This is a genomic window from Methylobacterium sp. J-092, from assembly GCF_022829325.1.
Classification (GTDB): Bacteria; Pseudomonadota; Alphaproteobacteria; order Rhizobiales; family Beijerinckiaceae; genus Methylobacterium.
In genome coordinates this window covers 47766-69355 of sequence record NZ_JAKSXU010000045.1, presented here as the reverse complement: position 1 = coordinate 69355, position 21590 = coordinate 47766, and the positions used below count along the sequence as shown (strand labels likewise).

Here is a 21590-nt window from a genome sequence, read left to right as displayed (position 1 = left end):
GGGGCAGGCCAGCTTAATCGTCGAAGCCTTCCAGAACGACTTTGCCCTTCGCGCGACCGCTCTCGATCAGTGCATGAGCCCGCGCGAGGTTGGTGGCATTGAGAGGTCCGAATGACTCATTGAGCGTGCTGTGGAGTTTTCCCGCGTCGATCAGGCGGGAGACCTCGGTGAGGATCTCGTGCTGCCGCTCCATGTCTGCCGTTCCGAACAGCGAGCGGGTGAACATCAGCTCCCAGTGAAGCGACAGGCTCTTTGGCTTGAGCGGCATCACGTCGAGGGTTGTGGGATCGTCGATCAGGCCGAGCCGCCCCTGCGGCGCAAGCAGCTCGATGATCTGAGGCAGATGCGCATCGGTCCCTGTCGTCGCAAACACGAAGCCCGGTACGCTGACCAGACCCAGGGCCGCTACCTCGGCGGCGAGCGGCTTGGAATGGTCGACGATGTGGTGGGCGCCGAGATCCCGGCACCATTGTGCGGTCTCGAGGCGCGACGCGGTAGCGATCACCGTCAGTTCGGTAAGCTGCCGGGCGAGCTGAATCGCGATCGACCCGACGCCACCCGCGCCGCCTATGATCAGGAGCGCAGTCGCGGCGCCGGGCACTGGCTTGGAGACGTCGAGACGGTCGAACAACATCTCCCAGGCGGTCAGCGCTGTGAGCGGCAATGCGGCGGCGGCCGAGAAGCCCAGGGTGTCGGGCTTCCGCCCGACCAGGCGCTCGTCCACGCATTGCAGGGTAGCGTTGCTGCCAGGTCTGTCGAGGGCACCGGCATAGAACACCGCGTCGCCTGGTTTGAACAGGCGCGCCTCGGGACCGACGGCCGTGACGATTCCGGCCGCATCCCAGCCGAGAATCTTCGGCGTGCAGGCCTGCTGATAGACCCCCTGCCGCACCTTGGTGTCGATCGGGTTCACGGAGACGGCGTGGACGCGCACGAGCAGGTCGCGGCCGGTGGGGACGGGATCGGCGAAGGTCGTGTCCACAAGCGCGCCCGGCGCCTCGATTGGTGAACCTTCGGTGTAGGTGACGGCACGCATGGCTCTCTCCTAACGCTTGGTTCGATGTCGCCCAGGGATGAAGGGCCTTCAAGCCAGCTCATATAGGCCGGGAAACGGATCGGATGAGTGCCGGGTGGGGGCTGCCGCCATTGACGGCGCCGTGGGACCGAACGGCTCAAGCGTCGTTCACGCCGGCATCGGACGACGGCTCGGCATATCGACATTGATCGACCCCCACGAGGCAGTCGCGGCCCACGTCGCCATCATGCCGCCGGATCGCTCGCGGGCCCGCCGCCGTAAGGGATGCTTCATTCCAAGCCTGGGCGTCGGCGGGCGTGTCGAAAGCATCGGGCGCAACGACGGCATCTCGCGGAACGCCTGCGCGATTGAAGGCCGAGGCTGCCCTGACCGTCCGGCGCGTTTTCCATTTCGATGGATTCGCGTCGTTCATTCCATGCTTCAGGTCGGATCGATAGTTATCCAGAATCCATCAAGTGACTGATCTACGCGATAGAGGCGAAGCGCACGGAAAGACCAGCCCGGAGAGACCTTTCCCGACCTGAGGTCGAAGGAGGCCAAGTGCCTCGGACAATGGATCCGGCCCGCCGCGCAGCGCCCGAGCGACAGGTCGGCGCCTTCGTGAGGGCAAGCCCGCTCCGCCGCGACGAGCCTTTCGCCGTCCCGCATGAGGATCAGGTGATGCCCCCGCACGAGAATCGGCGTCGGCGCCGGCCCGTCGAGGATGTCGAGAGGACCGAGGTGCAACCGCACGGGCCGCTCCGGGTCAGCCACCGAGGTAGGCGTCGCGAACGTGCGGATCGGCGATCAGGTCGGCGCCCTTGCCCGCGAGCACGATGCGGCCGGTCTCCAACAAGTAGGCGTAGTCGCAGAGTTCCAAGGCCGCGAAGGCGTTCTGCTCAACGAGCAGGACCGTCGTCCCGGCATCGCAGATCGCGCGGATCACCGAGAACATCCGCTCGACGATGTTGGGGGCGAGCCCCAGGGACGGTTCGTCGAACAGGACGAGCTTGGGCCGCGCCATCAGCGCCCGGCCGATCGCCAGCATCTGCTGCTCGCCCCCCGAAAGGGTTCCGGCCGCCTGCGCCCGGCGCTCGGCGAGACGCGGGAACTCGCCGTAGATCCGGGCGAGGTCGGCGGCGATGCCGGCCTTGTCTCGCCGGAGATAGGCACCCATCGCGAGGTTCTCGGCGACGCTCATCTGCGGGAAGACCCGGCGCCCCTCGGGGCAATGCGCGATCCCATGGCCGAGCACGCGGCGCGGGTCGGCTCCGGTGATGTCGCGGCCCTCCAGGCGGATCGAACCCGAGCGGGCGGGGACGAGGCCCGAGATGGCGCGCAACGTCGTCGACTTGCCGGCCCCGTTGGCGCCGACCAGTGCCACGAGCTGCCCAGCCCGGACCTCGATCGTGAGACCTTTCAGCGCCGTCACGTGTCCGTAGCCGCAGACGAGGTCGCGGATCTCAAGCATCGCTCGTCTCCCGTACCGCGGCGGCTCGGTGGGCGGCCTCGCGGGCCGCACTGCCCTGGCCGAGATAGGCTTCGATCACCGCCGGATCGGTGCGGATCGCCGCCGGCGGCCCTTGCGCGATCAGGCGTCCGTGGTTCAGCACGGCGATGCGGTCGGAGACCGCCATGACCATCGGCATGTCGTGTTCCACCAGCAGGATCGTGATGCCGTCGTCGCGGATGCCGCGGATCAGGCGGACGAAGACCTGGGTCTCGGAGGCGTTCATGCCCGAGACCGGCTCGTCGAGGAGCAGCATCGTCGGGTTGCTGGCTAGCGCCAACGCCACGCCGACGAGGCGCTGCTCGCCATAGGCGAGCGCGCCCGCCTTCTCGCCGGCGCGCGCGGCGAGGCCGACCCGATCGAGCAGTTCGAGTGCCCGCCCCCGCGAGGCCCGCTCCGCGGCGCCGTCTCGCCCGAGCAGGGTGTCGAGCAGCCTCGGATGGTCCCCGGACGCCCCACGTCGGTGCAGGCCGATCATCACGTTGTCGAACACGGTGTCGTCGGGAAACACGCTGGTGCGCTGGAACGTGCGCGCGAGCCCGAGCCGGACGATCTCGTGGGGCTGGAGGCCGCCGAGCGGGGTGCCGCGGAAGCGCACCTGCCCGCGGCTCGGCTTCAGGAAGCCGGTCATCACGTTGAAGGCAGTGGTCTTCCCGGCCCCGTTCGGGCCGATCAGGCTGACGATCTCGCCCGGAGGGACGTCGAAGTGCAGGTCGGCGATGGCCACGAGGCCCCCGAAGCGCACCCCGACATGGTCGATCGCCAGGAGCGGCGCGCTCATGGGTGCACCTCGGCGGCGAGCGGGGCGGGGGCCGGCCCGGCGCGCCGGCGGACGAGACCGGCCAGTCCCGGCACGATGCCCTTCGGCACCACGAACAGGATCGCGATGAGGACGAGGCCGTAGACCATCCACTGCGCTTCCGGCGCCATCACGGGGCGGAGCGCCACCGGCAGCATCCCGAAGATCACTCCACCAATGATCGGCCCGAGCAGGGTGCCCTTGCCGCCGCCGACCACCATGATCACCATCGTGACGGTGGTGGAGAACTGGAACACGTCCGGGTCGATGATGCGCAGATAGTGCGCGTAGAGGCTGCCGGCGGCGCCCGCCATTCCCGCCGAGATCACCGCGGCGATGGTGAGCGTGCGGGTCGCGTCGATGCCGACCGAGAGCGCGAGCGACTCGTTCTCCTTGAGCCCGCGCATCGCCCGGCCGAAGCGCGAGCCGACGAGGCGGGCGACGATCAGGTAGCAGAGCGTACCGACCGAGAGGACAAGATAGTAGTTCTGCAGCTTGGTCTTCAGGGTCCAGGTGCCGAGCCCCGGCAGGCCGAGGGTGAAGGCCGGGATGCCGGTAAGCGCAAGCGGCCCCTGGGTCAGCTCGACCCAGTTCAGCGCTACGAGCCGCACGACTTCGGCGAACGAGATCGTGACGATGACGAAGTAGGCGCCGCGCACCCGGAACGACAGCCGCCCCACGAGCCAGCCGCACGCGCCCGCCGCCAGGATCGCCAGGGGAAAGCCGATCGCCGCCGGCCAGGGCGCGTGCACGACGCGCAGGCCGAAGCCGAGGTCGACGTCGAACCCGAGGCTCGTCAGGGCACTGACGTAGGCGCCGATGCCGAAGAACGCGATGTGCCCGAGGCTGAGCTGCCCGGTGAAGCCGAGCAGCAGGTTCAGGCTCATGGCCGCGATGATCAGGATGCCGGTCGTGATCATCGCGTTGAGGAGATACGGGTTGGTGCCGAGCGCCAGCGGCAGCAGGCCGAGGCCCGCAAGAACGGCGAGGGGGGCGAGCCGGGTCATCCGATGCGCTCCGCCTTGGCGAACAGCCCGGTCGGCTTGAACACAAGCACCGCGATGATGATCAGGAAGCCCATCGCGTCGCGATAGCCCGAGGAGATGTAGCCGGCGCCGAGTTCCTCGGCGAGCGCCAGGATGAAGCCGCCGATCGCGGCGCCGGTGATGTTGCCGAGGCCGCCGAGGATGACGATGGCGAAGGCCTTCAACTCGGCCATCCCGCCCATCTGCGGAAACACCACGTAGACGGGGCCGAGGAGCGCGCCCGCGGCGGCAGCGAGGCTCGACCCTATGGCGAAGGTCGCGGTGTAGATCAGCCGCACGTTGACCCCCATCAGGGCGGCGGTGTCGTGGTCCTGGAAGGCCGCTCGCATGGCGAGGCCGAGCCGGGTGCGGTTGATCAGGACGTAGGTGAGCACGATCAGCGTCAGCGCCGTGCCGAGGACGAACAGGCGGAGCCATGAGACGGAAACCGGCCCGATCTGAAGCGGTGCCTCTGGAAACGGCGTCGGGATCGCCTTGGCGACGCCGCCGAACAGCCAGAGCGTTCCCGATTGCAGCACGATGCCGGCCCCGATCATCACCAGCATCGTCGTGTCGATGTCGGAGCCGCGCAACGGCCGCAGCAGCACGAGCTCGATCGCGGCCCCGAGGACGAGGCCCCCGAGGATCGCCGCCGGCAGCGCCAGGAAGAAGTTCAGTCCGAGCGCGGCCACCGCGAGGTAGGTGAGGTAGGCCCCCACCGTGTAGAGCGCCCCGTGGGTGAAGTTCACGACGTTCATGATCCCGAAGATCAGCGTCAGCCCGATCCCGAGGAGCGCATAGGTGCCCCCGAGGACCAGGGTGTTGAGGAGGTGCTGGTAGAATTCTGCCATCGGGCAATCCCTGTCCGTCGCGGGCGGGCCCGGCCGGGCTCGGTGCCGGCCGGGATCGATCGGGCTGGCGGCGTCAGAGGGTCGGAACCGCGACCTTCCCGTCCCGGATCTCGATCAGGTAGACGTCGGGCTTGCTCTGCCCGCTCTCCTTGCCGGCGGGGCCGGCCTTGATGAAGCGGATCGGGCCGTTGAGCCCGGTGAAGTTGACCGACCAGAACGCCTTGGTGATCGCGGCGGGATCGGCGGACCCCGCCTTCTCGATCGCCTGCGCGATCGCCCGGATGCCGTCGTACCCGCGAAAACTCTCGGTGACGCCGGCGAACTGGAAGCCGCGCTTGTTCCATTCGCCGATGAAGTAGGCGGTGGCCTGCGGGTTCGGGGTCTTCTCGGGGAACCAGGGCAGGAAGGTCGTCAGGTGCATTGTGCCGTCCGCAGCGCTGCCGGCCTGTGCGATGATCTGGTCCGGGTTCTGCGATCCGCCGGTGGTGATGACCCGCTTCTTGAGGCCGAGCGCGGCCATCTGCTTGAAGATCAGCACCAGTTGGTCGACGGCGCTGGTGATCATGATGGTATCGCTGTCGGAGGCCTTCAGCTTGGACAGCTGGGCACTCATGTCCTGCGCCCCCTGATCCATGGTCTCGACGAGTCCGACGGCGACGCCCTTGCCCTTGATCATCGTGCCGAAATCGGCCGCGGCCCCACGGCCGAAATCGTTGTTCAGGATGAGGAAGTCGACCTTCTTCAGCCCAAGCTTGGCGACCATCGGCGCAAACGTCTCGGCCTCCAGGGACGAGGGCGGCGAGATGCGAAAGACGTACGGGTTGCCGGACGTGGTGATCTTGCCGGACGAAGAGGTCTCCACCAGCATCGCCGTCTCGTAGTCGGCGAGCTTGGGCATCACGGCCAGCGTCAGGCTGGAGCCCCAAGCGCCCATCAGCACCGGGGTCTTATCGCTGGTGATCAGCTTCTCGGCCACTGCCGCGGCCTCGGTGGGGTTGCTCTTGTTGTCCTCGATCACAAGTTCGATCTTGCGCCCGAGCACGCCGCCCTTGGCGTTGATCTCGTCGGCTGCGATCTTCGCGCCGTTGACTACGTAGGTGCCGGATGCCGCGAACGCTCCGGTGAGCGGCTCGTTGACACCGATGCGGATCGCCTGCGCGTAGGCCGTGCTCGATGCGAGGACCAGCGACAGGGCCAGGGCGTGTGTCAGGGCGGGCGCGAGGGTCTTGCGGGTCATGTCGATCTCCGGGACGTCATGGGGCGATTGGCGAAGGTCAGGGCCGCGGCCCGCGCCACGCGGCGAACCGCTGGCGCAGCGGATCGAGCAGCAGGCCGAGGATCAGGCGGATCGGATGGAGGTCGGCCGGCGGTGCGGGCGCCGCGCCGGACAGCCGGGCCTCAAGGTTGCGCGCGAAGTCGGCCGTGAGCCGCCCCGCAAGGTCGCGCACGAGCCCGGGGCGGCCAAACTGCGCCAGCGGCCCCTTCAGGGTGTAGCCGACAGCGAGCACCACCCGCGCCGTGCCGGGGGCCTCGCCGGGTTCCACCCGATACCGGATCTCGCCCTCGGTGGCGGAGCGTCCACCCGCGTCGCTGCCCGCCCCCAGGATCCGGCCGGTGCGGGCGGGCACGTCGCGCCAGATCCGCGCCCGACCCGCGAAGCGCGCTGTGATCGGCCCGATCCGTACTTGAAGCGCGCCCTCCACCGCATCCGGCCGCGGCGTGCCCAACAGTATGGCGCCCGGCAAGCAGGCGGCGACGGCCTCCACATCCCCGAACAGGGCGAACACAGCCTCGGGGGCATGGGCGACTGCGAAGGTCTGCGCGAAGCCATGCGCGGGCTCGAAGTCGTCCGCGACATCGAGGATCGCGGCGGGTGCCGCGACCGATGGGCGGGCGGCGGCGGTCGTCGCCCCTGCGGCGGCGGTCGTCCCGGTCCTGGCGCCGACAGGCCCGAGCGTGCGCACGGCATCCGCCCCGCCATGCGCCGCGGCGGGAATGCCCCTCGCCCGGCGCTCGGCGATTACCGCGCGCACGGCCCGGACGATGCCGGCGTAGCCGGTGCAGCGGCAGAGGTTGCCCGAAAGCCCGGCGCGGATGCGCCGCTCGTCGGGCTCGGGCAGGCGGATGACGAGGTCGCGGGCGGCGACCAGCATCCCGGGGGTGCAGTAGCCGCACTGAAGCGCGTGTTCGCGGTTGAACGCGGCGCGCAGTTCGGCGGCGATCGGATCGTCGTCGAGGCCCTCGATGGTGGTGACGACGCTGCCTTCGCAGGCGCCGCCGAGGGTCAGGCAAGCGCGGGCCGGCTCGCCGTCGAGCAGCACCGTGCAGGCGCCGCAAACGCCGTGCTCGCAGCCGAGATGGGTACCGGTGAGGTCGAGGGTGTCGCGCAGTAGATCGGCCAGGTGCGTGCGCGGCTCGGCCTCGGTGCGAACGGCACGGCCGTTCACCGTGAGCGCTAGCGGCATCCGGTCGTCGCGGGCAAGCGCCGCCGTGCTCATGCGGCCTCCGTCAGGCGTACGGGTGCGGGACGTGCCGCCTGCGCCACGGCGCGGGCGAGCACGGTGACGTGGACGTGGCGGTCGATCGCCTCGGACATACCCGCCTCTCGCAGGGCGTCGTCGGCCGCCCTCGCATCGAAGCGGTCCGAGAAATCCGCGCCGATGCGGCCGCCGAAGAGCGGGCGGGCGTCGGCCAGCAGGAGCGGCGCCCGCTCGATCGCGCCGATCACCACCCGTCCATGTCCGGCTTGTCGGTCGATCAGGACGGCGCCGATGGCGTGGGCGAACTCGCCGATCTTCGAACAGTGCTTGACGTAGCCCCAGGCGGAGCCTTGCGGGATCGCGGGGATCCGCACGGCGACCAGCATCTCGCCGGGCTCCAGAGCCACGTCGAGGGCGCCGCGGACGAAGGCGTCGAGGGCGAGGCGCCTGCGCCCGGACCGCGAGACCAGCTCGACCTCGGCCCGAAGCGCGATCAGCGCCGTGACCCAGTCGGCGGCGGGGTCGGCGTGGACGAGGCTGCCGCCGACGGTGCCGCGGTTGCGCACGGGACGATAGGCGATGGCAGAGGCGACGCGCGCCATGGCGCCGCCGGTCACGTCCGGCACCCGTCCGTCCTCGATGTCGGCGTGCGTGACGCACGCGCCAAGCACCAGGGTCGTGCCGTCGAGGTTCGCCCGCCGCAACTCGGGAACACCGGTCACGTCGAAGACCCGGTCGGGCTCGACGAGCCGCAGGTTCAGCATCGGCCCGAGAGACTGGCCGCCGGCGATCAGCTTGACCGAGCCGTCGGCCTCGGCGAGCCGCTCGAGGAGCGCAGCGAGGTCTGCGGGACGTTCGTAGGCGAAGCGGGCGGCCTTCATGCGGCGGCCCTTGCGCCGACGGCCGTCCGATGGCGGGCGGCGAGCACGGCTTCGACGATGCGGCGCTGGCTCATCGGCGACCGCAGCATCTCGACGCCCAGCGGCCCGAGCGCATCGTTGATCGCGTTGGCGAGTGCCGCAGGCGGCGCGATGGCGCCGCCCTCGCCGATGCCTTTCACGCCGAATTGCGTGTAGGGGGAGGGCATCTCCATGTGGTCGATCCGGGGATCGGGCACCTCGGCGGCGCCGGGCAGGAGATAGTCCGCGAAGGTCGAGGCGAGGGGCTGACCGCGGTCGTCGAAGGCCATCTCCTCGTAGAGCGCTGTGCCGATGCCTTGCGCGAGCCCGCCGCAGATCTGGCCGTCGACCACCAGCGGGTTCACCAGCACGCCGCCATCCTCGACGATGACATAGTCCAAGATCTCGACCGCGCCGAGGTCTGGATCGACGGCGACCACCACCGCGTGCGCGGCGTAGGAGAAGGTGCCGGAATCGCGCTGTGGCTTGTAGCCGGCGGTAACCTCAAGGCCGCCCGGGTTCACGTCGGGCGCGAGATCCTGCGGCCGCCGGTACCAGGTGCGGGCGATCTCTTCGAGCGACACGTCGCCCGTCGGGCCGATCACCCGTCCGGCCGCGAACCTACAATTCACAGGCTCGGCCTGGAGCAGGTGCGCGCCGATGGCGAGCGCCCGGTCGGCCAGTTCCCGGCAGGCGGTGGCCACCGCGCCGCCAGCCATCACCATCACCCGCGAACCCCAGGAGCCGGTGGAATAGGGCGTCATCGCGGTGTCGCCGTGGACGAGACGGGTTCTCGCGACGGGCACGCCCAGGATCTCGTGGGCGACCTGGGCGAGCGTCGTCTCGAGGCCCTGGCCGTGGGAATGGGCGCCGATGCGCAGTTCGAGGCCCCCGTCCGGGGTCAGTCGGGCGCCGGCTTGCTCGTGGCCCGGCACCATCGGAATGCCCCAGCCCGAATAGACCGAGGTGCCGTGCGCCGCCTGCTCGCAGTAGATCGACAGGCCGAGGCCGACCCGGCGCCCGTCCGCCTCGCCCGCGGCCTGCCGGGCGCGCAGGGCCGGCAGATCGACGGCGTCGAGCGCGCGGGCGAGCGCCTGCGGATAGTCGCCGCTGTCGAAGTGCTTGTTCGTGATGTTGTCGAAAGGCATCTGCTCGGGCCGCACGAGGTTCTTCGCGCGCACCACCCACGGCTCGATGCCGGCTTCGCGGGCCACCGCGTCAAGGACGAGTTCCAGCGCGAAGCAGACGCCGGTGCGCGCCACCCCGCGATAGGGCAGGATCGGGCACTTGTTCGTCGCCACCGACCACGTGCGGCAGCGGTAGCTCGGGAAGTCGTAGGGGCCGGGCAGGATGCTCGCGACCTGCGCCGCCTCCAGGCAGGCCGAGAACGGATAGGCGGAGTACGCGCCGGAATCGACGGTGGCCTCGCAGTCGATGCCGCGAAGCGTTCCGTCGCGGTCGGCATAGGCGGTGATGCGGTAATGGTGCTCGCGGCAATTGGCGTTGGCGGTGAGGTGCTCGCGCCGGTCCTCCAGCCAGCGCACAGGATGGCCGCAGCGCAAGGCGAGCCATGCGAGGCAGATCTCCTCCGCGAGCAGAATGCCCTTGTAGCCGAAGCCGCCGCCGACATCGGGCGCGACGATGCGGATGCGGCCCTGCTCGATCCCGAGGCACTCGCTAAGGCCGTTGCGCACGATGTGCGGCATCTGGCTGGCGGAGTGGACCACGAGCTGGTCCATGCGATGATCGAGATGCACCACCGCGCCGCGCCCCTCGAGCGGAGCCATGCACTGGCGGGCGGTGGAGATCGTGCGCGAGACCTGGATCGGCGCATCGAGCGCAGCGGCGAAGTTCACGTCGACCTGCGTCTCCAGGAAGACGTTGTCGCCCCAGTGCTCGTGGACGAGCGCCGAAGCTGGTTCGCGGGCGGCGAGCATGTCATGGACGGCCGGAAGCTCCTCCAGGTCGAGGACGACCGAGGCGGCGATGTCCTCGGCCTCGGCCCGCGTCGGCGCGACGCAGAACGCCAGCAGCTCGCCGACTTGCCGCACCTTGCCCGTGGCCAGCACCGGCTGCTCCGAGACCTTGAAGCCCGGCAGCCCCGAGACCGCGCGGATCGGCTGCACGCCGTCGAGATCGGCCGCGGTGAACACCCGGTCGCGATAGCCCTCCGGCACGTGGATCGCCCGGATGCGGGCATGCGCCAGGGGGCTTCGTACGAAGGCTACGTCCTGCATCTTCGGCATGCGGATGTCGCCGACATACTGGCCGCGCCCGCGCATCAGGCGGTCGTCCTCCTTGCGCGGCAGGCGGGCGCCGACGCCCTCACCGAGGATCGGGCGCGCCGTCACGCCGCGATCGCCTGCGGCAGGATCGGTGAATCCGCGTCGAAGCGCTTGCCCGCGCGCAGGCAGAAGGCCGGCTGGAGCAAGCGCTGTGCGATGACCTGCGTGTCCTCGTTGTCGCGCAGGAGAAAGCGGCCGCGATGGTCGTGGAGCACCGACACGTCGGCGGCGAATCCCGGTGTCAGCGCGCCGATCCGGTCGGACAGGCCCAGCATCTCCGCCGGGTGCGAGGTCACCATCGGCACGACCTGCTCCAGGGAGAGGCCGAGTGCCATCATCGAGCTCATCGCTTGGGTCAGGCTGAAGCGCGCCTGACCGAGGAAGGGATGGTTCTCGTCGTCGTGGTGCTCGTCGGGGGTGCCGGCGGGCTTCGGCACCTCGGTGTTGTAGCCGTGCATGTCGGCACCGAGGGTGTAGGGCATCACGCCCGCCGGCAGGGAGGCGCGGGCGACCCGGTAGGAGAAGTGGCTGCCATGGCCGACGTCGACCCGCAGGCCCGCATCCATTGCCGCGCGGATGATCGGGTGGACGACGCCGTCCTCGTTGATGAAGCCGCCCGGATGCCGGGTGAAGGGGTGGGCGAGAAAGTCGCCGGGGCGCAGCAGCGGGATCACCCGCTCCATGATGGTATTGGCATCCTCGCCATTGGCACCGCTCTCGGGCAGGCCCCAGAGCTGACCGAAATGCACGTAGAGCGGCAGGTCGGAGCGGCGGCTGATCTCGGCGGCCATCTCCATGACCTTGATGCCCCAGCGGGCGAACCCCCCGATCTCGGCATGGCCCTTGATGCCGCGCACGAGGTCGCGGTTCTCGGTGGCCGACTTGACCGTCGCCTCGATGTCGACGCCGTCGGGGCTGTAGAGGTTCGGGTAGAAGTGCCCTTCGAGGCCGCCCACGAGGTAGGCGGAGAGGAAGGCGTAGACCCGCGTCTCGGCTTTCTCCGCGACGAAGTGGCGGAAGCCCGGCAGTGTCATGCAGGAGGGGCCGCCCTGATCGATCACCGTGGTCACGCCGGAGCGCACGCCGACCATGTCGGGCGGCAAACCGAAGCGGCCGGTGACGTACTGGTAGACGTGGCCGTGGGTGTCGATCATGCCCGGCAGCACCAACTTGCCGGAGACGTCGATCACCTCGGTCGCTGCCGACGGGACGACGGACTCAGCGACCGCCGCGATGCGCCCGTCTCGGATCGCCACGTCGCGGATGCCGTCGATGCCGGAGACCGGGCAGATCATGCGTCCGCCGCGCAGGAGCAGATCGAAACGGGGATCGTCCATGGGACTGCCTCATCGTCGGAGCGCCGGTCGGGCCGACGCTCTGATGTATCGAAAAGCGAAGTGTGCTTCGTAATTGTCGGTATGCAGTCCGCGTGCCAGACTGGTTCGGAGGATGGATTGCGATGGACGACAGGATTGCCGACGACAGGGCCGGCGACCACGAGGAGACGGATGCCGCGGCGGCCGCCGCACGCGCCTGGCCGCTGACCGAGCGCCCCGGCTTCCTCGCGCGGCGCCTCCACCAGATCCACGTGAGCCTGTTTTCCGAGCGCTGCGCTGCGTTTCGGATCACACCGCTGCAATACAGCCTGCTGTCGCTTCTGCGGGATCTCGAGGAGGCCGACCAGACGACGCTGGCCAACGCCGTCGCGCTTGACCGCACGACCACGACGGGCGCGTTGAAGCGGCTCGCCATCCGCGGGCTGGTCAGCCGTTCGACCTCCTTGGCGGATCGCCGGGCGCAGGTCTGTCGCATCACCGCGGAGGGCAAAGCGCTCCATGCGGCGATGGAGCACGCCGCCCACGAGGCCCATGCCCTGACGATCTCGGCGCTCGCCCCTAAGGATCAGGATCTTCTGGTCGGACTCCTGAGGCGCGCCGTGGCGGGCCACGATCATCGGCGAGGCCACCTCGATCTTGGGTAGTCCAGGCCGGCCGATCGCCGGCCCGACAGGCGCGGCCGCTAAGCTTCCATGATCGTCACGGCCAGCGCGCGGGCACGCGGGACGAGGCTCTCCACCTCCCGGTACTCCTCCGGGGAATGGGCCCGGCCGCCGACGGGTCCGACCGCACAGTGAGTCGGGCAGCCGACGCTGGCGGTGAATCCGGAATCGGCGCAGCCGCCCGTGAACGCGCCCGAGACCGTCGCGCCGTAGCGCACGCTCGCTCCGGCATAGGCCTCGAACAGGGCGCGCGAGGCCGCATCCTGCAGCGGCAGGAATTCCCCGCGGATCGTCAAAGCGGCCGAGGCGCCGGGAAGCATGGCCTCGGTTACGATCGCCGCGATGCGTGCCATGGCTGCTTCGCGATCCTCCGGGCGGACGTAGCGCAGGTAATCTCGCAGGTGGCGAGCGGCGCGACCGTGTTGACCGACTGGCCGCCCGAGACGAGTCCGACGTTCACGGTGGTGCCGCGTTCGAGGTCGGTGATCGCATGCAGCGCGATCGTCTTGTGGGCGAGTTCGCCGATGGCGCTGGTCCCGCCCGCGGCGTCGGCGCCGGAATGGACAGCCTTGCCATGCACCGTCGACGCCATGAACACGCCGCCCTTGCGGCCCGTCACCACATCGCCCGACGGACGCCCCGGCTCCGAATTCAGCACCGCGCGCGCGCCGCGCGTCGTCTCCTCGATGATCGGGCGGCAGGCCGGCGACGCGGTCTCCTCGTCGCTGGTGAACAGGCCGACGAGCGGAGACGGTGCCCCGCCCACCCGTTGGAAGGCGGCGAGGCGGAAGGCGTTCATCGCGAGCCCGGCCTTCATGTGGGCGACGCCCGGGCCGTAGGCGCGACCATTCGAGACCCGGAACGGCCGCCGCGCGGCCTCGCCGGTCGAGAACACCGTGTCGCGGTGCCCCATCAGCACCGCCGGCCGATTGGCGGCTCCGCGCCCGGCCACGTGGGCCTTCAGCGCATCGCCGTATCCTGCGATCGGGATCGTGGCGACGGACACACCATGCTCGGCGAGAACCCACCGATCCGGGCAGCGACGGCATCGACGCCGGCCTCCTCGTAGGAATTGGAATCGATGTTCACGAGAACCGCGAGCAGGGCCAGCATCGCGGCCTCCCGTGCTTCGAGCCAGCGGACCGTGTCGGCGCCTCTGTCGGACAGCGCAACTCCCATCGGGCTGCCCCGGCACTTGGGACGGATGGATCCGCCGCCGGCCGTGCCTTCGTTCCTTCCGCCGCGTCAGTCCCGGTACGCCGGCTCCTCGCGATCCAGGATTCTCCGGATCGCGGACAGGGGCAGGCGGGCGGATTCGGGATCGCCGGCGCGCATCTGGCGGGCCGTGGCTTCGGCGATCGCGGGATCCACGGGAATGACCTGGCGCCCGGTCGAGAGCGCCAGGGTCTGCACCTCGGCAGCCCGCTCGAGATCGTAGAGGTCGTCCCAGGCTTCCGCGATGGTCGGCCCCAGGACCATCACCCCGTGATGCTTCATGAAGAGGCAACCGAACCTTGATCTTGCTTCCGGAAGAAGACGTTCCGTCAGCGACTCGAGCCGGTCGCTTCGTGTCCGGCGAAGGCTCCCCGCAAGTGGATCGCTATCGAGCGCGATGGCCTTGCCGTCAGCCTTCGAGCTCGGTCGCCATCGAGCTTAGACGGGCTTACCAACACGATCCTGGGACATGCGGCCCACATGAGCTGCCACTGTCACGTCCCAGGGCGCCGGGGTTCGAAAGATTTCGCCGAGGAAGGTCAGGAACGCCTTCACGTTTGGATTGCCCCGGCGGCTCTCTGGCCACAGGGCGATCATTGCGTGGCGGTCCACGGAATACTCATGCAGGATCGGGATGAGTTCGCCGCGTTCGACGAAGGGAGCCGCCAGATAGGTCGGCGAGATGCTGATGCCGCCACCCGCGACGAGAGCGAATGCAACGGCGTCGCTGTTGTCGGTGACGATGCCGGCGTTGGGTACGATCTCCAGAATGCGATCCCCGGCTCGAAAAGGCCAGCGTAGCGCTTGGCCAGTGCTCTGGAAGCGAAAGTTCACGCAGTCGTGGTCCACGAGTTCGTCCGGATGCCGTGGGGTTCCGCGCCGGACCAAATAGGCCGGGGATGCGAATGCGCAGACACGGTGTGGCGCCAGCGTTCGAGCGATCAGTCGGCTGTCTCCGAGATCCCCGACGCGGATGGCGACGTCGATGCCGTCCGCGATCAGGTCGGCAAAGCCATCGCCGAGGCGCAGGTCCACCATCAGCTTCGGGTAGCGCTCACGGAAACGGGGCAGTGCCGGAGCAATCAGGTGCAGCCCTACCGGCAACGGCGCCGTGACCTTCAAGGTCCCGGCCGGTTCCGAGCGGGCCGCCACCGCCATCTGCTCGATCTCCTCGGCATCGCGTAGCAGGCGAAGCGCTCGCTCGTGCAGGTCGCGTCCTTCCGAAGTGAGCGTGAGCGACCGGGTGGTTCGGTGGAAGAGGCGCAGACCAAGATGCTGCTCTAGGCGCTGGACGCTTTTGCTCACCGCGGAGGGCGAGATCGAGAGCGCGCGCGCTGCCGCGGTATAGCTCCCCAGCGAGCCGGCACGAGCGAATGCGATGAGGCCGGTGAGCCGGTCGAGCCCAATTTGTGCCGTCATGGCGTAACTGAACCGCCATGCGGCAGAATTATCAAGCCCAAAGCGAAGATCTAAGTTTTGGTCCCCGGCGACCGACGCCTGGAGCACGAGGATCAGGACCATGAACGACATCAGCTCGCTTGCGGCTTCCACCCTTCAAGATCGCACCGTCGTCATCTTCGGTGGCACCTCCGGCATCGGTTTGGCCTCCGCGATCCAGGCCAAGGCCGCGGGCGCCAAGGTCATCGTCGTCGGGTTCAACCCTGAGGGCGCGGAGCGGGTCGCGACGGAGAACGGCTTCAATGGCTGGCGTGCGGCCGACGTGACCAAGCCCGAGACCATCGCACAGGCCCTCGTGGACATCCCGCACGTGGACCACCTCGTCCTCCTCGCCGGCACCTTCGTCGCCGGCAAGGTCCTGGATGCCGAGGTCGAGTACTTGAAGCGCGCCTTCGACGAGCGGATCTGGGCGGCCGTCCATACCCTACGGACGCTCGGTGAACGCCTCGCTTCCGATGGCTCCGTGACCTTCATCTCGGGAGCGCTGGCGGATCGCCCGAGCGCCCAGGGAACGGCAGTGCTCGCCGCCGCCTCGGCCGCGATGGAGGCTTTTGCCCGGGGTCTGGCGCTGGAACTCGCGCCGATACGCGTGAATACGCTCTCACCCGGCACCACGGACACGCCGCTTCTCTCCCATACGCTGGGCACGCATCGCGACGCCTACGTCGCCGCCCTCACCGAGAAGCTCCCCCAGCGTCGTCTCGGCACGGCGGAGGAGGCTGGTGCAGCGGTCGTCTTCCTCATGAGCAACGGCTTCATGAACGGCGAGACCCTCCACATCGACGGCGGCGCACGGCTGGTCTGACCGCCCGGCCAAACCTCGCCGAAGTCTGCCTGCCGAAAGTCGTTGCCCGAACGAAGGTCCGCTTCATAGCTTGAGTTCCCCGAAGCGGATCAACCCCCAATCCATTCGACCTGGACGGAGGTCATCCTCCACCAAGCTACCGAGAAGCGGACCTCCCCAGGGTCCGGAAGGGTCGAGAGCGGAACGTCCGAGGCGGCTAGGTTTCCGCAAGTCTACTCTTGGAACGCAGACCCGAGAAACCGGACGTGAGCGCGGAATGCGACGCATGTCGGCTTTTCGCCCATTCCGATCGGTCGTGAACGCCGGACGGCATTCGACCGCCGATGCCCTGGGGGCGCGGCGGTCCGCGCGGCACGAAAGGACGGAGGGCCGGCGCCACGCCGACCCGGCGGCTTGATCCCTGAACCTAGCGCCTGACCTTGCCGCGGTTCGCGATCGGTTGCCGGACAGCCGCTAGGCAGCCTCGCGCGCAAGGGTGGGCAGGTCCGCCCCGGCCTCGATCTCGGCCGCCGAGGGAAGACTTCCGAGGCCGAGCAAGTGCAGGAAGGCGGTGAAGGCACTGTTGCGGCCGATGCTGCAGGCGGCGGTCACTCTGTCGCCGGTGACGTAATAGGCGATGAAGTCGAGGGCGGCGGGGTCGCCCTGAACGATGATCCGGTCGAAACCTTTGGCGTATCCACCGTAATTGAGCCGCTTGTCGCCCTGGTTGCTCCAGAAGAATGGAGCACCTGCGAACACGCCGCTTCGGCCGAGGATGGCATGGGCCACATGGGTGCCGTGCTGCTGCGCGAGACGCCAATGCTCGATCCGTGCGGTCTCGCCGCTCGCCCTCTCCGGGAAAGCGGCGATATCGCCTGCGATCCAGACGCCGTCCGCGAGCTTGAGGTCCCCGCCGACCTCGAGACCGCCGCCCTCGCCGGGCTCGACGCCTGCGATCAGGCTGCTTTCCGGATCTGCACCTGCGCCGACGAGAACGATGTCGGCCGGGAGGCGCCGTCCGTCCTTCGTCTCGACAGCTTCGACACGACTGATGCCAGTGATCCTGACGACGGAGCCGGTCTCGAACGTGACGCCGTTGTCGGCATGGTACTGCTTCAGCGCTGCGCCCACCGCCTCGCCGAAGCGCTTGGCGAAGGGCACCTCCTCGCGCGCCAGCACGGTTACGGACAGCCGGCGGCGACGATACTGACGATGCCCCATTTGCGCCGAGCTACGCCTTCCGAACGCGCCGCATGAGCGGCGATGGCGGATGAGGCGTAGATGCCGACGCTGCATACGACTGCGGCCAACAGCAACAGCTGCTCGTCGTGGAAGTCTCGAACGCAAGTCACAATCGAATGCATGTCGACTTCACTGGTGATATCAGAGTCGGAAGTGTCCGGTGATCAGAGGTGGCCATCGCACCTGGCTGCGGTGGCTTTACTCGCGCCTTTTTATGGTTGCGCCTTTGGGTGTGGACCGAGCAGAGTTTTGCCGTGTCGGATCAGGAGCTCGACTTCCGCTAGGGCTCGCACGGAGATGTCTTTCAGGTCGTCGGTGGAGGGACCAAAGCTCGCGTGCATCTGCAACGAAGACGTCCAAAATCTTTCGATGCCCGATCGTAATGTCTCCCGTCGAGCGCGTAGGCCTTGGAGCAGCAAGCGAACCGGCACTGCGTTGGTGGATCCGTTTTCCTGATCGGCATCCACGATCGTATCACGTGCGCTTGAGCCGACGACCGACCGCGTCGGCTTGGACCATCGGACAAGAGAAGCGAACTCAGCGCTCATCTCGTCCTCGCCTGGGACGACGTCTCTAGACAGCCGCTCGTGATGCCTGACGAACCTTTCGGGTGGCTTGATCGACTTGCTCGCTTGCCCGGGCAATGTCCTCCATGCTTCCGGCGATCGTCGTCACCCCGTGGGCGGCCGTATGCATGCTTCCCGACATCTCCCGGGTCACGGCGGACTGTTCCTCCACAGCAGCGGCGATGGCGCCCGACACCTCATCGAGCGAGCGTATCGTTCCCTGGATGGAGCCGATGGCATCCACGGCTTCGCGTGCGGCGGCCTGTGTGGCGGAGATCTGCCCACGGATCTGGTCGGTCGCCTTGGCGGTCTGCTCAGCCAAAGCCTTCACCTCGGAGGCGACCACCGCGAAACCTTTCCCGGCCATGCCGGCGCGCGCTGCTTCGATGGTCGCGTTCAAGGCCAAGAGGTTGGTCTGCGCGGCGATGCCCTGGATCAGCGTCACCACGTCGCCGATCTGCGCCGCCTGGCCGCTCAGCCCGGCGACGATGCTGCCCGTGCGCTGTGCCTGCTCGACCGCCTGGGCGGCCATCCGCGCGGCATGGCTCACCTGCTGGCTGATTTCGCCGACCGAAGCCGATAACTCCTCCGCGCCCGAGGCGACGCACTGGATGTCGTTGGACACCTGCCCCACCGTGCCGGCGGTCTCGGCCGTCTGACGGGTGACGTTCTCGACGGCTTGGCCGATCGCGTCGAGATCGGTGCCGATCGCCTGCTGCGCTTCGGCGCGACGCTGCCGCTCGTGCACCTGGGCCGTGATGTCGGTCGCGAACTTCACCACCTTGATCGGAACCCCATCGCGATCACGGATCGGATTGTATGTTGCCTGGATCCAGACCTCACGCCCCCCCTTGGCGATCCGCCGGAACTCGCCCGACATGAACTCGCCGCGTCCCAGCTCAGCCCAGAAGTTGCGATAAGCCTCCCCCGTCCGTTCGTCCGCATCGACGAACATGCTGTGCCGCTGCCCGCGGATCTCATCGAGCCGGTAGCCGACGGCAGCGAGGAAGTTGGCGTTGGCCGTCAGGACGGTGCCGTCGAGAGAGAGCTCGATCACCGCCTGCGAGCGGTTGAGGGCAGCAAGCTGGCCTTCATGGTCGATCGCGCGCTGAACCTGCGAGGTGATGTCGGACGCGAACTTGACAATCTTGCGAACGCGGCCGGCGCGGTCCAGCACCGGATTATAGGTCGCCTGGATCCAGATCGCACGACCATCGTTGGCAATGCGCTTGAACTCGCGGGTCTGGGACTCCCCTTTGCGCAATGCGTCCCAGAACGCGTGATAGGCCGGCGCGTCGCGCTCTGCCGGCGTGACGAGCTTGCGGTGGTTCTGGCCTTTCAGCTCCGCCAGCGTGTAGCCAACGAGGCCGAGGAAATTCGCATTGGCATCGAGGATCGTGCCATCGGGGGCGAACGCGATGCGGGCGCGCGAGCGGTCGATGGCCTCGAACAGCGCACGAAAAGAGCTATCGAACAAGCGCACCAACAGACTCCCAGCCGGAGGGTCTACGACCTCTTCGACTTGAATTGTAATTCTTGCGGTAAATTATAGATTAATTTCTCGATCAAACTGCCTATTTGTCGCACATACGGGATATTGGATTACAATCTAGAGGCCGGCTGGAACCACTGAAGATATGGTAGGGGCCCCTGTGGGATTTGCCCTTTTCGCGCGTATCCGCTTCTTCCAACCCGTCCCATGCGAACTTCAAGTTGGCCGCGTTCCGTCACTCGCCGTCCGCGCCCCTGACACATCAGCGCCCCGCCGCCTTATCAACAGCGCCAAGCGGACCGCCGCGCGACATTTCCAGCTTTGCGCAAAGGAAAGCGCTCGAGAGCATGCCGGCAGCAATCCACCAAAGCTGAATAAAAACGCGGATGCTGGTGACCGCGTAGAAAGATCATCTCCGACGTCCTCGATAGAAAGCGCTGCAGGCACCATTCAGAGCCTAGCGAACCCGCGACGCCGCAGTGATCGGCCCGAACTCGGTGCCCAGGAGGGTGACGGCGTACGACACGCGTGCCCCTGCCCCTTGGCCGCCCTGCGCGAACGCGTCGGCGAGCCCGACGATATCCAGCGTCTGAGACAGCCGAGGTGCCACCAGGCCGACGGTCACGACTCTGGCGTCCATCGGAAGTCCTGCCGCCGGATGTGACGCGGCACTTCCCGCGCGGCCTAGCTTCTCAAGTGTATGACCGATTCGCACAATCAATCGCCGCGCGGTCCGGAGCCGGACTTGTGCTTCTTCCTCACTACATCGGGCGCAGAGACCCGATGTTGAGAATGACTGAACTCGGACCCGTGCCGCCTGGCAAGGACGTCTTCCTGCTCACCCGTAGCCGCGACAGGAAGGATTTGTCGATTTGTACCGTCGCTCCTGAGCTGGCCATCATGTGTGCGCAGGATCATGCTCTATGTCCAAGCTAATGCTCTATTTCCATGAAGACAAGTTCGCACATCAGCACGTTGTCAGCGACAAATATCCGGATGCCCGCAATGCCAGCCATCTAGCCCCGAAAATGCCGCTCCGCTTTCGGCCATTTCCTGCCGCCCACGACAACGGAGGCTTACGTCCGCTTTCCGGCAGCCACGATGTCGTCTCGTACGGATGGGTTGGGCCGCAAGCCGCCGATCACCTTCCTATCGGGTAGGGGGGCGATGCCACGAGTTTGTCTGCCTCTACTCGGATAGGCTCTCAAAGAACTTGCGATAGGAATCGTCGTGTGCGCGGGTCGACAGCGGACGCGAACAGCGACTCGGGCGGCCCGTGCTCGACGATCACACCGCGATCGGTGAAGTAGACGTGGTCGGCGACCTCGCGGGCGAAGTTCATCTCGTGTGTGACGAGGATGCAAGTCATGCCCTCCTCGGCGAGTTCGCGAATGGTGACCAGCACCTCCTTGACAGTCTCCGGGTCGAGCGCGGCTGTGACCTCGTCGAACAGCATCACGTCAGGCCGCATCGCGAGCGAGCGGGCGATGGCCACCCGCTGCTGCTGCCCTCCCGACATCTCGCCCGGATAGGCCGCTTCCTTGCCGGCGAGCCGGACCTTGGCGAGGAGGGCGTGCGCCCGGACCTCGACCTCGCGCCTGTCCTGGCCGAGCACGTGGATCGGCGCCATCATGACGTTTTCCAGCGCCGTCTTGTGCGGAAACAGGTTGTACTGCTGGAACACCATGCCGACCTTGCGCCGCAGGGCGAGCTTGTCGAGCTTCGGGTCGGCCACCTCGATCCCATCGACCCGGATCGTGCCGGAGGTGAGCGGTACGAGAGCGTTGATGCAGCGGATCAGCGTCGACTTGCCCGAACCCGACGGTCCGATAATGCAGACGACCTCACCCCGGCGCACGGCGAAGCTGATGCCCTTGAGGACCTCGGCCTCGCCGAAGGACTTGTGCACGTCGAGCAACTGCACGATCGGCAGATCGGCGGGCGGAACACTCAGCATCGGGGACGCACCA

At 68.0% G+C, this 21590-nt stretch carries 20 protein-coding genes and 1 pseudogene; 2 read left to right on the top strand and 19 right to left on the bottom strand.

All coding sequences use genetic code 11. From position 1 onward, the window contains the following. Positions 1-13: 13 nt before the first annotated feature. The 12 genes from MKK60_RS02885 to MKK60_RS02830 all read right to left on the bottom strand — a co-directional run bounded on the left by MKK60_RS02885 (position 14) and on the right by MKK60_RS02830 (position 12201). Positions 14-1036, bottom strand: a complete 1023-nt coding sequence (locus tag MKK60_RS02885; RefSeq protein ID WP_243983866.1) for a zinc-binding alcohol dehydrogenase family protein — start codon at positions 1034-1036, stop codon at positions 14-16. A gap of 136 nt (positions 1037-1172) precedes the next feature. Next, complete coding sequence (locus MKK60_RS02880; RefSeq protein WP_243983865.1) at positions 1173-1448, bottom strand: hypothetical protein; 276 nt, start codon at positions 1446-1448, stop codon at positions 1173-1175. Positions 1449-1456: 8 nt separating this feature from the next. Beyond that, positions 1457-1768 (bottom strand): Rieske (2Fe-2S) protein, encoded by a 312-nt coding sequence (locus tag MKK60_RS02875; RefSeq protein ID WP_243983864.1) that lies wholly within the window; start codon positions 1766-1768, stop codon positions 1457-1459. Between the two features lie 13 nt (positions 1769-1781). Then, positions 1782-2486 carry an ABC transporter ATP-binding protein gene (locus tag MKK60_RS02870; RefSeq protein ID WP_147725158.1) on the bottom strand — a complete coding sequence of 235 codons (705 nt, stop codon included), beginning with the start codon at positions 2484-2486 and terminating at the stop codon, positions 1782-1784. Beyond that, entirely contained in the window at positions 2479-3306 is an 828-nt protein-coding gene (locus MKK60_RS02865; RefSeq protein WP_243983863.1) for an ABC transporter ATP-binding protein, read from the bottom strand. Before MKK60_RS02865 ends, MKK60_RS02870 begins: the two co-directional genes overlap by 8 nt. Beyond that, complete coding sequence (locus MKK60_RS02860) at positions 3303-4331, bottom strand: branched-chain amino acid ABC transporter permease (protein WP_147859438.1); 1029 nt, start codon at positions 4329-4331, stop codon at positions 3303-3305. The genes MKK60_RS02865 and MKK60_RS02860 overlap by 4 nt, the downstream gene beginning before the upstream one ends. Beyond that, positions 4328-5200: a branched-chain amino acid ABC transporter permease gene (locus MKK60_RS02855; protein WP_243983862.1), complete on the bottom strand. Its 873-nt coding sequence runs from the start codon at positions 5198-5200 to the stop codon at positions 4328-4330. Before MKK60_RS02855 ends, MKK60_RS02860 begins: the two co-directional genes overlap by 4 nt. Before the next feature lie 73 nt (positions 5201-5273). Continuing rightward, positions 5274-6437, bottom strand: a complete 1164-nt coding sequence (locus MKK60_RS02850; RefSeq protein WP_243983860.1) for an ABC transporter substrate-binding protein — start codon at positions 6435-6437, stop codon at positions 5274-5276. Between the two features lie 37 nt (positions 6438-6474). After that, a complete protein-coding gene (locus MKK60_RS02845) occupies positions 6475-7698 on the bottom strand; it encodes a xanthine dehydrogenase family Fe-S subunit (protein WP_243983859.1) in 1224 nt (407 codons plus the stop codon). Further along, complete coding sequence (locus MKK60_RS02840; protein WP_243983857.1) at positions 7695-8561, bottom strand: FAD binding domain-containing protein; 867 nt, start codon at positions 8559-8561, stop codon at positions 7695-7697. The genes MKK60_RS02845 and MKK60_RS02840 overlap by 4 nt, the downstream gene beginning before the upstream one ends. Next, positions 8558-10861, bottom strand: coding sequence for a xanthine dehydrogenase family protein molybdopterin-binding subunit (locus tag MKK60_RS02835; protein WP_243983881.1), 2304 nt, complete (start codon positions 10859-10861; stop codon positions 8558-8560). Before MKK60_RS02835 ends, MKK60_RS02840 begins: the two co-directional genes overlap by 4 nt. 65 nt (positions 10862-10926) lie before the next feature. Further along, entirely contained in the window at positions 10927-12201 is a 1275-nt protein-coding gene (locus tag MKK60_RS02830) for an amidohydrolase/deacetylase family metallohydrolase (protein ID WP_147840963.1), read from the bottom strand. 122 nt (positions 12202-12323) lie between these two features. Between MKK60_RS02830 and MKK60_RS02825 the strand changes: the two genes are divergently transcribed. After that, positions 12324-12845 (top strand): MarR family winged helix-turn-helix transcriptional regulator, encoded by a 522-nt coding sequence (locus tag MKK60_RS02825; RefSeq protein ID WP_243983855.1) that lies wholly within the window; start codon positions 12324-12326, stop codon positions 12843-12845. Between the two features lie 38 nt (positions 12846-12883). Here MKK60_RS02825 and MKK60_RS02820 read toward each other — a convergent pair. From MKK60_RS02820 to MKK60_RS02810, 3 genes and pseudogenes are all read right to left on the bottom strand, one after another. Continuing rightward, positions 12884-14042 (bottom strand): annotated as a pseudogene (locus MKK60_RS02820) (M20 family metallopeptidase). A gap of 66 nt (positions 14043-14108) precedes the next feature. Continuing rightward, positions 14109-14411, bottom strand: a complete 303-nt coding sequence (locus MKK60_RS02815) for a class II aldolase/adducin family protein (RefSeq protein ID WP_279603949.1) — start codon at positions 14409-14411, stop codon at positions 14109-14111. 105 nt (positions 14412-14516) lie between these two features. Further along, complete coding sequence (locus MKK60_RS02810) at positions 14517-15497, bottom strand: LysR family transcriptional regulator (RefSeq protein ID WP_243983880.1); 981 nt, start codon at positions 15495-15497, stop codon at positions 14517-14519. Between the two features lie 100 nt (positions 15498-15597). On the opposite strand from MKK60_RS02810, the gene MKK60_RS02805 reads away from it, so the two are divergent. Next, positions 15598-16341 (top strand): SDR family oxidoreductase, encoded by a 744-nt coding sequence (locus MKK60_RS02805; protein ID WP_147840966.1) that lies wholly within the window; start codon positions 15598-15600, stop codon positions 16339-16341. Positions 16342-16794: 453 nt separating this feature from the next. Here the strand turns inward: MKK60_RS02805 and MKK60_RS02800 are convergent, their stop codons facing one another. The 4 genes from MKK60_RS02800 to MKK60_RS02785 form a co-directional block, all read right to left on the bottom strand. Beyond that, entirely contained in the window at positions 16795-17499 is a 705-nt protein-coding gene (locus tag MKK60_RS02800; RefSeq protein ID WP_243983853.1) for an FAD-dependent oxidoreductase, read from the bottom strand. Positions 17500-18135: 636 nt separating this feature from the next. After that, positions 18136-19617: a PAS domain-containing protein gene (locus tag MKK60_RS02795; protein ID WP_243983879.1), complete on the bottom strand. Its 1482-nt coding sequence runs from the start codon at positions 19615-19617 to the stop codon at positions 18136-18138. A gap of 460 nt (positions 19618-20077) precedes the next feature. After that, positions 20078-20260, bottom strand: coding sequence for a hypothetical protein (locus MKK60_RS02790; protein WP_147840968.1), 183 nt, complete (start codon positions 20258-20260; stop codon positions 20078-20080). A 564-nt stretch (positions 20261-20824) separates the two neighbouring features. Then, a complete protein-coding gene (locus MKK60_RS02785; protein WP_279603944.1) occupies positions 20825-21577 on the bottom strand; it encodes an amino acid ABC transporter ATP-binding protein in 753 nt (250 codons plus the stop codon). Positions 21578-21590: the final 13 nt, after the last annotated feature.

Bases quoted from the DNA above. Each gene is read 5' to 3' on its own strand.
- MKK60_RS02885 (WP_243983866.1), bottom strand. From the start codon at position 1,036: ATGCGTGCCGTCACCTACACCGAAGGTTCACCAATCGAGGCGCCGGGC.
- MKK60_RS02835 (WP_243983881.1), bottom strand. From the start codon at position 10,861: ATGCGCGGGCGCGGCCAGTATGTCGGCGACATCCGCATGCCGAAGATG.
- MKK60_RS02810 (WP_243983880.1), bottom strand. From the start codon at position 15,497: ATGACGGCACAAATTGGGCTCGACCGGCTCACCGGCCTCATCGCATTC.
- MKK60_RS02825 (WP_243983855.1), top strand. From the start codon at position 12,324: ATGGACGACAGGATTGCCGACGACAGGGCCGGCGACCACGAGGAGACG.
- MKK60_RS02805 (WP_147840966.1), top strand. From the start codon at position 15,598: ATGAACGACATCAGCTCGCTTGCGGCTTCCACCCTTCAAGATCGCACC.
- MKK60_RS02855 (WP_243983862.1), bottom strand. From the start codon at position 5,200: ATGGCAGAATTCTACCAGCACCTCCTCAACACCCTGGTCCTCGGGGGC.
- MKK60_RS02840 (WP_243983857.1), bottom strand. From the start codon at position 8,561: ATGAAGGCCGCCCGCTTCGCCTACGAACGTCCCGCAGACCTCGCTGCG.
- MKK60_RS02860 (WP_147859438.1), bottom strand. From the start codon at position 4,331: ATGACCCGGCTCGCCCCCCTCGCCGTTCTTGCGGGCCTCGGCCTGCTG.
- MKK60_RS02880 (WP_243983865.1), bottom strand. From the start codon at position 1,448: ATGAACGACGCGAATCCATCGAAATGGAAAACGCGCCGGACGGTCAGG.
- MKK60_RS02790 (WP_147840968.1), bottom strand. From the start codon at position 20,260: ATGGACGCCAGAGTCGTGACCGTCGGCCTGGTGGCACCTCGGCTGTCT.
- MKK60_RS02865 (WP_243983863.1), bottom strand. From the start codon at position 3,306: ATGAGCGCGCCGCTCCTGGCGATCGACCATGTCGGGGTGCGCTTCGGG.
- MKK60_RS02845 (WP_243983859.1), bottom strand. From the start codon at position 7,698: ATGAGCACGGCGGCGCTTGCCCGCGACGACCGGATGCCGCTAGCGCTC.
- MKK60_RS02785 (WP_279603944.1), bottom strand. From the start codon at position 21,577: ATGCTGAGTGTTCCGCCCGCCGATCTGCCGATCGTGCAGTTGCTCGAC.
- MKK60_RS02850 (WP_243983860.1), bottom strand. From the start codon at position 6,437: ATGACCCGCAAGACCCTCGCGCCCGCCCTGACACACGCCCTGGCCCTG.
- MKK60_RS02830 (WP_147840963.1), bottom strand. From the start codon at position 12,201: ATGGACGATCCCCGTTTCGATCTGCTCCTGCGCGGCGGACGCATGATC.
- MKK60_RS02870 (WP_147725158.1), bottom strand. From the start codon at position 2,486: ATGCTTGAGATCCGCGACCTCGTCTGCGGCTACGGACACGTGACGGCG.